Source organism: Bifidobacterium stellenboschense (assembly GCF_000741785.1).
Taxonomy (GTDB): domain Bacteria; phylum Actinomycetota; class Actinomycetes; order Actinomycetales; family Bifidobacteriaceae; genus Bifidobacterium; species Bifidobacterium stellenboschense.
In genome coordinates this window covers 61,499-74,067 of the sequence record NZ_JGZP01000021.1, presented here as the reverse complement: position 1 = coordinate 74,067, position 12,569 = coordinate 61,499, and the positions used below count along the sequence as shown (strand labels likewise).

Here is a 12,569-nt window from a genome sequence, read left to right as displayed (position 1 = left end):
CGACCGATCGCGTCTGATTATGGGCCCCCGCCGGCGGGGGCTGTCAGCCCGGGGCTGACTGGGGGTGGATGAACCTTCGAACGGTTCCACCCCCAGCCGGCCCCCGCCGACAGCCCCCGCCGGCGGGGGCCATGCCGTGAACCCGCTTATCCGCACAACCGACAACCGACTCGTCATATCCAGGAACAGGAGGACGACGATGCCCGAAACCCAGTTCCGCACCACCACGCGCCATATGCTGCGCGAATCCAAGACCTACGCCAAGCAGACCCTCATGGGAGGCCTGTCCGGCTTCGAATCACCGATCGGACTCGACCGCCGCGACCGCATCGCCGCGCTCAAGTCCGGCGACATCGGCTTCGTCCACTCATGGGACATCAACACGTCCGTCGACGGGCCGGGCACGCGCATGACCGTGTTCATGTCCGGATGCCCGCTGCGCTGCCAGTACTGCCAGAACCCCGACACGTGGAAGATGCGCGACGGCAAGCCCGTCACGCTTGAGGCGATGATCAAGAAGGTCGACCGCTACAAGGACCTGTTCAAGGCCACGCACGGGGGCATCACGTTCTCCGGTGGCGAGTCGATGATGCAGCCCGCCTTCGTCTCCCGTGTCTTCCACGCCGCCAAGGAGATGGGCGTGCACACCTGCCTCGACACGTCCGGCTTCCTCAACACGAACTACACGGACGAGATGCTCGACGACATCGACCTGTGCCTGCTCGACGTCAAATCCGGCGATGAGGAGACCTACCACAAGGTGACCGGAGGTGTACTCCAGCCCACCATCGACTTCGGCCAGCGGCTCGCGAAAGCCGGCAAGAAGATCTGGGTGCGGTTCGTGCTCGTGCCGGGGCTCACCGACTCCGAGGAGAACGTCGAGAACGTGGCGCGCATCTGCGAAAGTTTCGACGGTGCCGTCGAGCACATCGACGTGCTCAGTTTCCACCAGCTCGGCCGTCCGAAGTGGCATGAGCTGCGCATCCCGTACCCGTTGGAGGACCAGAAGGGCCCGAGCGCCGCGCTGCGCGAGCGCGTCGTCAAGCAGTTCGAGGCGCACGGCTTCACCGTGTACTGATTCCTCCCCAAATCCCCGCGTGCCGATGCCGCGAAAGCTCGCGTGCGCACCTACGCTGGAGATATGGCCGACATCTACGCATTTCCCGCGGGCGTGAAATCGCGCACCGGGCGTGACGCCGGTCCGGGACTGCCGGGCCGGCCGGCCGGCGTGCCCGATGACGTGTGGCAGGCGGTTGAATCGGTCCGCGGCATGACGCGCATCGGGGGCGTACGCTACCGCGAGATTCCCGTCCCCTCGACGCTCGCCGACTACGGCATCGGCGTCGAACTCGAGGCGGGATCGCGCGCCGATGCCGGCGGATTCCCCTTCGACGGAGTCGCACCGGCCGGCGTCGCCACCGGATGGATCATGATTCTCTACAGTGCGACGCCGCGCGAGGATTGGGGGTCGCGCTGGCGCTGCGTCGCGTTCGCGCGGCTGCCGCTCGACAACGGCGAGGACGACGCACTCGCCCCGGATCTGTACTGGGATCTCATGTGCGGGCATCTCGACGGCATCGAACCCGACAGTGTGGGCGGCACCGTCACCGTCACGCGCAACACGGCGTTCGGCGCTCTCGGAGGCGATGGTTCCGTCGGATGCGAGATTCGTGTCTCCTTCACTCCCGCGACGTTCGACGGCATGCCGTATGATGCCGGTGCGAGCGTGTCCGCATGGGCGCGCTTCCTTGAATCAACCATGCTCGTCGACTGGGAAACGGACGTTGACTGAACCGAAAGCGGAACCAAGACTGCAAACCAAGCCGCGTGGGGGAGTGCCGCCCCTCACCGACACGCCGGAAGGCTACCATCGTGCCTGCGAGGCGCTGGCGGGAGCGTTCGGTCCACTCGCCGCCGACGCGGAACGCGCATCGGGATTCCGATACGGGCATGAGGATTGGCTCATTCAGTTCAAGCGCGGGGACTCGGGCATCATCCTGCTCGACCCGGTCGCGCTCACCGGCGCCGGCGTCGACTGGAACCGGTTCAACGACGCGGTCGGCGACGCGGTATGGATCATCCATGACGCGATGATGGACCTGCCCGGCTTCGCCGACATCGGACTGACGCCACGTGGGCTCTTTGACACGGAGATCGCCGCGAGACTCCTCGGTCTGCATCGTTTCGGCCTCGCCTCCGTCACCGAGCAGTATCTCGGCATCACGCTCGCCAAGGAGCATTCCGCCGCCGACTGGTCGTACCGTCCGCTGCCATACGACTGGCGTAACTACGCGGCCCTCGATGTCGAACTCCTTATCGAACTCGAAGCACTCATGCGCGCCGACCTCAAGCACGCCGGCAAGGAGGAGTGGGCTCAGGAGGAGTTCGCACACATCCTCGAGGAGGGCACGTCCGGCCAGCCGCGCCACGAGCATCCCGTGCCGTGGCTGCGCATCTCGCACATCACCGAGATCAACCGCGACCCGCGAGCCCTCGCCGTCGCGCGCGCCCTGTGGACGAAACGCGACGAGCTCGCCCGACGCTACGACATCGCGCCCACGCTGCTGCTCGCCGATTCGTCGATCATCGAGGCGGCGAAACGCAAGCCGCACAACGCGCGCGAATTCCGCGCCGTGCGCTGCCTCAACGAACGCGTGCGCATGCATACGGGTGGCGAACAGGACAAGATGTTCGAGCGATACGCGCCGATCCAGCGCGCGGTGAAACCCTCCGTCTGGAAGGCCGCCATCCAGGAGGCGCTCGACCTGCGTGCCGACGAACTGCCGGTCATGCCGTCCGGTCACGGCGACGCGCGCGGCATCAGGGACGATGGCGAGGAGACGAACGCGCCGCGCGGCATGCGCATGTGGGAGCGCCGTCCGGAGCGTCTCGCACGGCTCAAGCGCGTGCGCAAGGTCATCAACCAGATCGCCGAGGACACGCGCACGCCCGCCGACGTGATCATCCGGCCGCAGATCATCCGCAACCTGTGCTGGACCGACGATCCGGCCTCGCGCGACGTGGCCGCCTTCCTCACGGCGCAGGGGGCGCGCGACTGGCAGGTGAAACTGATCACAGCGTCCGTGTCGCGCGTTATAATGTGACGGTTGCCTTCGGGCAGATATAGGAAAAACAACTTTTCAGGAGCGTTTAGCGTGAAGATCAGCGTTCGTAACCTCGAACCCACCAAGGTGAAGCTCACCATCACCGTCGAACCGGAGGAGTTCGACCCGTACCTCGATGCCGCTCGCAAGGACATCGCCAAGCAGGTGAACGTGCCGGGCTTCCGCAAGGGCCACGTTCCGGGCAAGATCATCGACCAGCGTTTCGGCTTCGGCGCCGTCGCCGGTGAGGCCGTCAACGATGGCGTGCCGGAGCTCTACTCCAAGGCCCTCGAGGAGAAGAAGATCCACCCGATGGCCCAGCCGGAGTTCGATGTCGTCGAGGTCCCGCAGTCCGCCAAGGACGAGACCAAGCTCAAGTTCACCGCCACCGTCGAGCGTCGCCCGGAGATCGAGCTGCCGGAAATCGACGGCATGGAGATCGCCATCGCTGCCCCGGAGGTCAAGGACGAGGACGTCGACAAGCGTCTTGAAGCCCTGCGCCAGCGCTTCGGCACCCTGGTCGGCGTGGATCGCCCGGCCGCCAAGGGCGACTTCGCCAACATCGACCTGTCCGCCGAGATCGACGGCGAGACCGTTGACTCCCAGGAGGGCGTGAGCTACGAGCTCGGCTCCAACACCATGCTCGACGGCCTTGACGAGGCGCTCGACGGTCTGTCCGCCGGCGAGGAGACCACCTTCGAAGGCACGCTGGAAGCCGGCGAGCACGAGGGCGAGAAGGCCACCGTCAAGGTCAAGGTCAACTCCGTGAAGGCCGAGGAACTGCCGGAGCTGGACGACGACTTCGCCCAGGAAGCCTCCGAGTTCGACACGCTCGAGGAGCTCAAGGCCGACATCCGCAAGGCCGCCGGCGAGGATGCCAAGGGCCGTCAGGCCACTGAGGCCCGCGACGCGTTCCTCGCGAAGCTGGCCGAGGGCCTCGAGATCCCGGTGCCGAAGGGCGTCAAGGCCGCCGCGGTCGAGGAGCACCTCAAGGGCCTCACCCCGGACCCGGAGAAGGCCACCGACGAGCAGAAGCAGCAGGCCGAGGAAGGCGCCGAGAAGGAGATCAAGGATCAGATCCTGCTCGACACCCTCGCCGAGAAGATGAACGTCGAGGTCTCCCAGGCCGACGTGTTCAACTTCCTCGCCTCCATCGCCCAGCAGTACGGCATGGACCCGAACGCCTTCATCCAGGCGATCATCAAGAACGGCCAGCTCGGCTCCGCCGTGCAGGAAGTCGGCCGTTCCAAGGGTCTGCTCGCCGGCATGCGCGCCGTCAAGTTCACCGCGAACGGCGAGGAGGTCGACCTCTCCGCGTTCCTCGGTGACGCCGCCGAAGAGGAGGAGGCCGAGTCCGTCGAGGCCGCTTCCGCCGCCGCCGCGGTCGCCGACGAGCTGTCCGCCAAGGACGGCGAGTGAGTCGGTTCGCGCGCTAGCGTGATGTGACATATGGAGGCTTGGAATCCTTACGGGTTCCAAGCCTCCATCGCGTTGAACCGCCGATTCCCTCCGCGCCTTTCTTCGAGGCGGGGCGGGATAGGCGGATTCCGGACCGGATGGGAGACCGGGGAAAGAGGGGACACGGCAATGAATGAACGTACCCGCATCAACCGCATACTATGGCTCGCCGCGGCGACGCTCGTCCTGGGGTCGCTGATCGGCGCGGGTGCCGGGCTGCTCACGCTGCTGCTGTACGGCGTCGAACACGTGATGCTCGGCTATGTGGAGAGCGGAACCGTGCCCGGCCCGTTCCACGTGCCGGCCCTGCGCCGTGCGATTTCCGTGACTGTGGGACTGTCGATCGCCGCGCTGGTCTGGTGGCTGCTGCGCACGAAGACCACGAAGGTGCCGTCCGTCAAGAAGGCGGTCGCGGGGGAGCGGATGCCTTGGTGGCAGACCATCGTGCACGTCGTGCTCCAGATCTTCATCGTCGGTTCCGGCGCGTCCATCGGGCGTGAGGTCGCGCCGCGCGAGCTCGGCGCGATGCTCGCCCAACGATTCTGCGACCTGTTCCGTATCGGTGGCGAGGGAGGCGATGCGGCGGGGCTCGCCGACCGGCGCATGATCGTCGCCGTGGCCGCCGGCGCGGGCCTCGGCGGCGTCTACGACGCACCGCTCGCCGGCATGTTCTTCGCCGTCGAGATTCTGCTCGCCGACGTGACGATCGAGAAGGTCGGATTCGCGTTGGGCATGTCCGCCACGGCCGCCTATGTCGCCTCGCTCGTCAAAGGGCGTCACACGTTCTACGCCGTGGCGGGCATGACCGCCGACTACACGCCGAGCCTCATGCTGTTCGCCCTCCTGTGCGGGGCCGCGTGCGGTGCGGCGGGCGCCTGCTTCCGCAAGGGCTCCTCATGGGCGACCGCGTATCAGCCGTCCGGCAGGATGCTGCTGTGGCAGATGCCGCTCGCGGGTCTCGCCACCGGTCTCGTCGCCGTGTTCGCGCCGCAGGTGATGGGTAATGGACGTGCCGCCGCGCAGCTCGGCTTCGACGGACTCGCCTCCGGCTCCCCGCGGATCTGGCCGCTCGTTGGACTGCTGGCGGCCACGTTCCTCGTGAAGGCCGCGACGACGCTCGTCACCATCCGCTCCGGTGCGTCCGGCGGCGTGCTCCAGCCCGGCATCGCGCTCGGAGCCACGCTGGGCGCGACGCTCGGCCTCCTCTGGTCGTTCGCGTTCCCCGCGGACCCGGTCGGCGTATGCGCGCTCATCGGCGCGGCCGCGCTCCTGTCCGCCTCGCAGCAGGCGCCGCTCATGGCCATGAGCCTCGTCATGGAGCTCGCCGAAGCGCCAATCGCCCTCTTCGTGCCCGTCGGCCTCGCGGTCGCCACGTCCGCGTTCGTCTCGCGGTGGGTATTGTCGAAGAGGTAGGTGCCGGTAGAGTTGGGAAGTATTCGTTTGCGATGGGACGGATGAAAGGGATGAGATGATCACCGGAGCCGTGAAGAACAAGGTGGACGACATCTGGCAACGCATGTGGGAGGGCGGCATCACCAATCCGCTCGAGGTGATCAGCCAGCTCACCTACCTCATGTTCATGAAGTCGCTGGACGACAGGCAGCTCGAAGCCGAGCAGATGGCGCAACTGACCGGCATGCCGCTCGCCGACCCGGTGTTCCCGGATACGCCCGAAGGCCAGCGGCTGCGCTGGCACAACTTCAAGAACGAACCGGCCGAGCGGATGTTCGCCATCGTCGGCCAGCAGGTGTTCCCGTTCCTCAAGACCCTGCACGAGGGCAACGCGTTCGCCGACAGCATGGAGGACGCCTCGTTCGGATTCAACAAGCCGAAGACGCTGGAACGCGCGGTGGCCGGCATCGACGATCTGCTCACCAACGTCGTCAAGGACCAGGACGATCTGGGCGACCTGTACGAATACATGCTGAGCAAGCTCAACACGGCCGGCGCGAATGGCCAGTTCCGCACGCCGAAGCATATCCGCGACATGATGGTCGGCCTGCTCGACCCGAAACCCGGCCAGCTGATCGCCGATCCGGCGTGCGGCACGGCCGGATTCCTGATCTCCGCCGCCGAATGGATTCGCAAGGTCCACGGCGAGACGATGAGCGCCGACGACTGGAACCTGTTCGAAGGCGCGCAGTTCACCGGATTCGATACCGACCAGACGATGGTGCGCATCTCCGCGATGAACCTGCTGCTGCACGGCGTGGAGAATCCGGACATCCGCAACCAGGACAGCCTGTCGCGCGTGAACACGATTCGCGACCGTTTCGACGTGATCCTCGCCAACCCGCCGTTCACCGGCTCGCTCGACGTGGAGGACATCGACGATTCCCTCAAGGCCATCGTGAACACGAAACAGACCGAACTGCTGTTCGTGGCGTTGTTCCTGCGCATGCTGAAGCTCGGCGGCCGCTGCGCGTGCATCGTGCCCAACGGCGTGCTGTTCAGAAGCAACGCGAAGGCCTACCGCGAGCTGCGCCGCGAACTTGTGGAGCACCAGCGGCTCGAAGCGATCATCTACATGCCGTCCGGCGTGTTCAAGCCGTATTCGGGAGTGAGCACCGCGGTGCTCGTGTTCACCAGAACCGACGCGCCCCACAGCACCGACAAGGTATGGCTGTACAACATGGAGCACGACGGCTTCACGCTCGACGACAAACGCAATGAGGACCCGAACCACAACGACATCCCCGACATCCTCGCCCGTTGGAAGAACCTGGAAGCCGAGGGCGCCCGCGAGCGCACCGAGCGGAGCTTCTTCGTGACCCGCGACGACATCACCGCACAGGATTACGATTTCAGCTTCAACAAGTACGTCAAGGTCGAATACGAGCGCAAGGAATACCCGCCGACCAGCCAACTCATGGCCGAACTGCGCGATCTCAACGCGAAGTTCGCCGCCGGCTTGGGCGAGCTCGACGCCATGCTCGCCCAAGGACGGTGAGTGATGGGGGAACGCGTTCTTCTGAAGGATGTCCTGACGATTGTCAATGGTAAAAATCAGCGTGCCGTTGAAAATCCGTCAGGGGAATATCCGATTTATGGCAGTGGCGGTGTGATGGGCCATGCCGACCAATATATCTGTGACGCTGATACCGTAGTTATTGGCCGTAAGGGTAATATCAATACTCCGATTTACGTGACAGAGCCATTTTGGAATGTCGATACGGCATTTGGATTGGCTGCCGATAAGTCAAAGCTATTGCCGAAGTATCTGTATCATTTCTGTCGCTTCTTTGACTTTGAGCAGTTGAATTCAACGGTAACGATTCCCAGCCTGACGAAAAAGAACCTCGAAAAAGTGGAGATTCCGTTGCCGGCTGTGGAAGAGCAGGATCATATTGTTCAATTACTTGATGGTGTTGAATCGCAGAGTGCTTTGGCTAGGCAGATGATCGCAACAGCCGACGAACTCATCCAATCCCGCTTCGTCGAAATGTTCGGTGATCCGGTGGAGAATCCAAATCATTGGGGTTTGCGAGAGATTAAGAGTCTTTACACGGTGACTTCGGCGAAGCGTATATATGCTCAGGACCTCGAAAAGGAAGGTATCCCGTTTTTAAAGCTTGGTGATTTGACGAATCGAATTACCTCAGGTTTGTTGACTTGTTCGTCATTCGTTAATGAGAATGCATTTAAATCATTAGTGGATAATCATCAGGTTCCAACTGCTGGCGATGTGCTGGTCACTGCTCGCGGCACAATGGGATTGTGCTATGAAGTGAGAGATGGAGATCGATTCTATTTCCAGGATGGAATGATTACATGGCTTAAAAAGATAGAAGCGAGTCCTAATTCGGTGTTCTTTACACATCTGTTTGCTTTGCCGTCATTTCATGATCGTCTAATTGGTGGCACGTCGGGGACGACTATTTCATATTTATCCATTAAAACTTTAGGGAGTGTTTCTGTAATCATCCCGCCCATCTCGTTGCAGAACGAGTTCGCCGCGTTCGTCGCCAAGGTCGAGTCCCTCAAGGCCGACGCCCAACAGCAGCTCGACCGTCTCGACACCCTCTACGCCAGCCTCGCCCAACGCTACTTCGCCCAATAACCGTTAGGTGGTGGCGGGCGGTACTCCCGTCCTCCACCACCTAACGTGCTGATTCACAACTCAATGAGGGTTCGTTCCACGGTTACGGAACTTGGATCGTCGCTCCAGTCAGATTGTACCTGTGCGACGGAGCGGAGTGACGATCGGTAATCGCTTTTCCGTACGATGGTAATCATTTCATCGAAATGCCATCCTCTCAGAAACGCGGTTTCTCCGGCATCGGTGTCCAGAATCACGGCCATGGATAATTGGATGTCATACTGTTTCTCAGGCATTGAGACGTGGTCGTTGACGATGGATACGGTATTGACCTTCCCTAACAGCGGATACTTCATTGGTCGTGTCCCAGTGATGAACTGGCGGAATTCCTCGTTCGGCTCAAGTCTACGGCAAATGAACCGCGAGATATCCTCGACTTCGCCGAAGTATTCCGTCGGCTCCTCCTCGTTGATAAGCTCCACCTTTTGCGATTCCGTGGTGATGAGCAGGTTTCCATAGGTCTCCTGCGTCCGGTCCAACCGTTCGCATTCCAAGGACACCAATCGCTGTCCCACCAACGATTTGAGAATCTGTCGCATATCCTCCGTGAATGTGATGTCTACCATAATGTTGTCTCCATGACGAAATGAATTTTCTGCTGCTGGACGTTGTGGCTGCCGCTTGAAAGCCGTATTTCAACAGCCGGACTTCCTTTGGAACTGGTGATCTGGCGATAAGTGACCAGTGTTCCGTCCCCAAGCTGTTTCATGCGAATTTCCTATCCCTTGCTGTTGTATGCGGTTCTCTCTGAACCGCCCTTGCCGAGAACTTGATAACAATGCTCCGCTGTGGTCAAGGGGTCCGTGCTGCTGATGATGCGGACGCCCTTCCCATTGCCTTTTTGCCCGAAATACCCTCCAGTGGTCAGACGGAATTCTCGAGCAAGGTCACGAGCGTTGTCATCGATGTTGGAGGTCTCATCAAGATCATCATCGTTGGCGCCGCTGGTATTGTGATATCCTCCGTAGTATCCGCTTCCCATTAGAGATCACTTCCCGCTCGGTGAGCCTGCTCGCATTCGCTCGGAAACCTGATGACACGGATACCTTGCTCTTCATAGATGGAGAAGATATCATCCGGGGCTTTGCCGTATACGTTGATGCTGGCCGGTGAAAGTCGCTTGATTACGTAGGAAAGTCCTTCTTTGAGAAGTTTTCGGTTAGTTGGATTCTTGATGCATCCGAGTGTTCCTATCGCAATGTTGGAGCAACGTGGCACGCCCAGGCATGCGGTTTCCCAAGTCCGGTGGTCGGCCCATCGAATATTGGGAAGCACTGGTATACCCTGCATCTGCCAATAGTGCGCGATGGTCTTGCTTCGGAAGTTGTTCCACTGCTGTTGAATCAGCGGCATGTCCCGGAACATGGAGTAGTCAGGCGCGATCGTTCCCCGGAACCGTCGTAGTACGGTGAGGGCTTTCTCTGGGTGGTCCCATGTGTCTGCGTCGAACTTGACATCGTCTTCATAGAAACAGACCCACTGATCGGTGTCTTTGGAATATTTCGCTTTGGAATAGGGGATTAGTTTGTTTGGAGCTTTTGATTCGGCTTTCAGCCACGGAAATTCCAGAGAGCTGTCATAACGTGCGTCACGAAGCAATGATGCGTGGAATACGTCATGGCATCCTGCTCGTGTGTTATGCGGTATGACCATATGTTCCTCCTTGCAGAGTTACTTCCGCATTCAGCTGATATGCGGTATTGATTTGTTGAACTCCAGAGGATGATGCATAATACAGATTGCAGTAAGTAGGATGCATGCATCCTCTGGAGAGGTGTTTCGTGGTTCGTTCGAGCGCTCCGTGGAGCGCCTCTTCATTATTTGGGAGTTGTTTGCGCTTCCCTCCTTGCTTTGGAGAACATGTCGTACAGCATCTGTTCGTAATCGGTCAGAGGATGATGCTGCTTGACACGTTTCCATGACTGGTACCGGCTGAAGCTATGAATCGCTGCTTGTCTGCTGACGTGGCACATCATCTCCACCTCCAGAGGAGATTGCGGATTGAACGGGAAGAGGGCGGCCGGTGGCGCAGCGAGGAAACCTGCAGCGAAATTTGCCTCTTTCTCGGCGAGCTCACTGTGTTCCTGATGTCCGAGCACAATGTGGGCGATTTCATGCAGGATGGTGAAATTTATGCGTTCATACGGCATCTCGTCGTTGTAATAGATGGTGCTATGCCCTTCGGAGTCAGTGATGTTGAATCCGTCGCTACTGGCGGCCATGTATTGGCGTCGCAGTTCCTCCGTGCCATGTGAGTAGGGGATTACATTGATTCCCCGTCGACGGGCGATCTCGAAGCCGCTTATTGGCAGATGCGTGATTTTCTGACACCACAGCAGAAGGGTCATGGTTTCCTTGATTTCTTCATAGCGCCATGATGGCAGTGTGGCACCGGTGTGTGACTCGTTCATTTTCCGTCCTCCGTATTCGAGGAAAACAGCGCTTCCAAAATGGCATGCTTTTGTTCCGGTGTGAGTCGGGACGCGTTGCGAGCCACGAGTGTGTAAGCTGAATCGAGATCATTCTGCTCCGATTCTCGGCCAAGTAGATAGTCTGACGTCGTATGGAGTGCTGTTGCGATATTTGATAGAACGTCGGCCTTCGGCTCCCGGTCGCCTGAGACATAGCGCGACATTGTGGCCTCCGTGGTGCCGATCAGTTCCGCCACCTTTTTCTGTGTTCGCCCCTGCTGCCTCATCAGCTTCAGCATCCTTTCGCCCAATTCTTTTGTCATGGTTCGCTCCTTCTATGCTTTTACCAAAAGTATAATGCATATTCCCAAAACGGCAAGTCTGCAATGTTCGTCGGCTGAGATTGCGTCCTCTCGGGTTTGGGGTGTCGATAGGCCTCTTGGTCTGCTGTCTGGGCGGCAGGCCACTGCGGGCGTGGGCCAACGAGGGGTTCGACCGTATACACCCTCTACGTCAGCCTCGCCCAACGCTACTTCGCCCTGTAACCGATGTGGCTGGCGAACGAATATCCCGCCATTCGTCCGCCTATCCTTCTGCCAGAGCTTCGTGATTCTTGTGGTCGACAAGCTGAATACGAATGGCATTGGTGCTGCTGTGCATGTGCTCAATCCGTCCTGGTCGGCTTCCAGGCAAGCAATTGTTGTGCCGCCTTCTTGTCCTTGAGGGCGATGGTAATGGACAGATTGAGATTGCTGAATAGCAGATGATCGTTGAGGGTTTCCGGATATTTGCAGTATGCCGTTCTGATCGCTTTGATCAGTTCGATGCTTTGGGTTCGTTCCACGAGCTCATCTGTTACTTCGCTGATTTTATCCAATTCCTCGGGGGTGGCGTTGTTCAGAAGATAGCGGATGGTGCCGTTCGTGTCTTGGACCAACGCTCCGGACAAATCATTCCAGTATTGGTCAAGCAGATATGAATCCTCCGGATGGATGTGATCGTATCGTGCCATAATCGCTTGTACGTTGTTGATGTCGAACATGCCGCATCTCCTCAGTTTTTCGTGCTTTCCTGTTTTTTAACCATAGGTGGCTGGGCTGGATCTCTGCGGGGAATACGGTATTGACAAGTCCGCCACGTTTGATGACGCCGACGCGTACGTTCCGCCATGTTCCCCATATGATGTGTCCGTCCGGGGCATTCTGATTACTTTTCAGTTTCATGACATGCTCGGCGGCCTTGGTGATGTCGTGTTCTCTCCAATGCTGAGGGAACCATGTTTGACGAGTGCCGCTTCGTTTGGGCTTGTAATGATGGTTCGGCACGTATCCGGCTCGGACTCCATTGGGATATGTGACGACGACATGGTATTCAATGCCGTACAAATCCATGATTTCCATTGATGTCTGACCGTGGCCGCCAGATCGGAGTCGCTTGGGCTGTCGATTGAGGGGTTTGCGGAAGCAGAACAGTGAGGATGGGGGCCTTGTCGTCTTG

Annotated in this window: 15 protein-coding genes; 7 read left to right on the top strand and 8 right to left on the bottom strand. The window is 60.0% G+C overall.

Annotation, left to right across the window (positions count from 1 at the left end; translation table 11 throughout):
* Positions 1 to 199 precede the first annotated feature (199 nt).
* The 7 genes from pflA (at position 200) to BSTEL_RS11935 (ending at position 8,622) form a co-directional block, all read left to right on the top strand.
* The gene (gene pflA, locus BSTEL_RS09720) at positions 200 to 1,078 is read left to right on the top strand and encodes a pyruvate formate-lyase-activating protein (protein WP_034529996.1); all 879 of its coding nucleotides are present in this window, start codon (positions 200 to 202) and stop codon (positions 1,076 to 1,078) included.
* Positions 1,079 to 1,141: 63 nt separating this feature from the next.
* On the top strand, positions 1,142 to 1,792 hold the full coding sequence (locus tag BSTEL_RS09715) for a DUF3000 family protein (RefSeq protein WP_034529995.1): 651 nt from the start codon (positions 1,142 to 1,144) through the stop codon (positions 1,790 to 1,792).
* A 43-nt stretch (positions 1,793 to 1,835) separates the two neighbouring features.
* On the top strand, positions 1,836 to 3,104 hold the full coding sequence (locus BSTEL_RS09710) for an HRDC domain-containing protein (RefSeq protein ID WP_420796414.1): 1,269 nt from the start codon (positions 1,836 to 1,838) through the stop codon (positions 3,102 to 3,104).
* 51 nt (positions 3,105 to 3,155) lie between these two features.
* The gene (gene tig / locus BSTEL_RS09705; RefSeq protein ID WP_034529993.1) at positions 3,156 to 4,523 is read left to right on the top strand and encodes a trigger factor; all 1,368 of its coding nucleotides are present in this window, start codon (positions 3,156 to 3,158) and stop codon (positions 4,521 to 4,523) included.
* 168 nt (positions 4,524 to 4,691) lie between these two features.
* Positions 4,692 to 5,975, top strand: a complete 1,284-nt coding sequence (locus BSTEL_RS09700; RefSeq protein ID WP_034529992.1) for a chloride channel protein — start codon at positions 4,692 to 4,694, stop codon at positions 5,973 to 5,975.
* A gap of 55 nt (positions 5,976 to 6,030) precedes the next feature.
* Positions 6,031 to 7,512, top strand: a complete 1,482-nt coding sequence (locus BSTEL_RS09695; RefSeq protein WP_034529991.1) for a type I restriction-modification system subunit M — start codon at positions 6,031 to 6,033, stop codon at positions 7,510 to 7,512.
* Between the two features lie 3 nt (positions 7,513 to 7,515).
* A complete protein-coding gene (locus BSTEL_RS11935) occupies positions 7,516 to 8,622 on the top strand; it encodes a restriction endonuclease subunit S (RefSeq protein WP_084686253.1) in 1,107 nt (368 codons plus the stop codon).
* A gap of 53 nt (positions 8,623 to 8,675) precedes the next feature.
* On the opposite strand, the gene BSTEL_RS09690 is transcribed toward BSTEL_RS11935, so the two are convergent.
* The 8 genes from BSTEL_RS09690 to BSTEL_RS13075 all read right to left on the bottom strand — a co-directional run bounded on the left by BSTEL_RS09690 (position 8,676) and on the right by BSTEL_RS13075 (position 12,463).
* A complete protein-coding gene (locus BSTEL_RS09690) occupies positions 8,676 to 9,227 on the bottom strand; it encodes a hypothetical protein (RefSeq protein WP_034529990.1) in 552 nt (183 codons plus the stop codon).
* Positions 9,221 to 9,370 (bottom strand): hypothetical protein, encoded by a 150-nt coding sequence (locus BSTEL_RS12230; protein ID WP_156963270.1) that lies wholly within the window; start codon positions 9,368 to 9,370, stop codon positions 9,221 to 9,223. Before BSTEL_RS12230 ends, BSTEL_RS09690 begins: the two co-directional genes overlap by 7 nt.
* Before the next feature lie 9 nt (positions 9,371 to 9,379).
* Positions 9,380 to 9,643, bottom strand: a complete 264-nt coding sequence (locus BSTEL_RS12225) for a hypothetical protein (protein ID WP_156963269.1) — start codon at positions 9,641 to 9,643, stop codon at positions 9,380 to 9,382.
* A complete protein-coding gene (locus tag BSTEL_RS11930; RefSeq protein ID WP_084686252.1) occupies positions 9,643 to 10,314 on the bottom strand; it encodes a DUF4417 domain-containing protein in 672 nt (223 codons plus the stop codon). Before BSTEL_RS11930 ends, BSTEL_RS12225 begins: the two co-directional genes overlap by 1 nt.
* 164 nt (positions 10,315 to 10,478) lie before the next feature.
* Positions 10,479 to 11,072, bottom strand: coding sequence for an ImmA/IrrE family metallo-endopeptidase (locus tag BSTEL_RS09685; RefSeq protein WP_084686251.1), 594 nt, complete (start codon positions 11,070 to 11,072; stop codon positions 10,479 to 10,481).
* Entirely contained in the window at positions 11,069 to 11,395 is a 327-nt protein-coding gene (locus tag BSTEL_RS09680; RefSeq protein ID WP_034529989.1) for a helix-turn-helix domain-containing protein, read from the bottom strand. The genes BSTEL_RS09685 and BSTEL_RS09680 overlap by 4 nt, the downstream gene beginning before the upstream one ends.
* Before the next feature lie 341 nt (positions 11,396 to 11,736).
* Positions 11,737 to 12,114, bottom strand: coding sequence for a hypothetical protein (locus BSTEL_RS09675; protein ID WP_034529988.1), 378 nt, complete (start codon positions 12,112 to 12,114; stop codon positions 11,737 to 11,739).
* Positions 12,038 to 12,463, bottom strand: a complete 426-nt coding sequence (locus BSTEL_RS13075) for an EndoU domain-containing protein (protein WP_162178998.1) — start codon at positions 12,461 to 12,463, stop codon at positions 12,038 to 12,040. Before BSTEL_RS13075 ends, BSTEL_RS09675 begins: the two co-directional genes overlap by 77 nt.
* Positions 12,464 to 12,569: the final 106 nt, after the last annotated feature.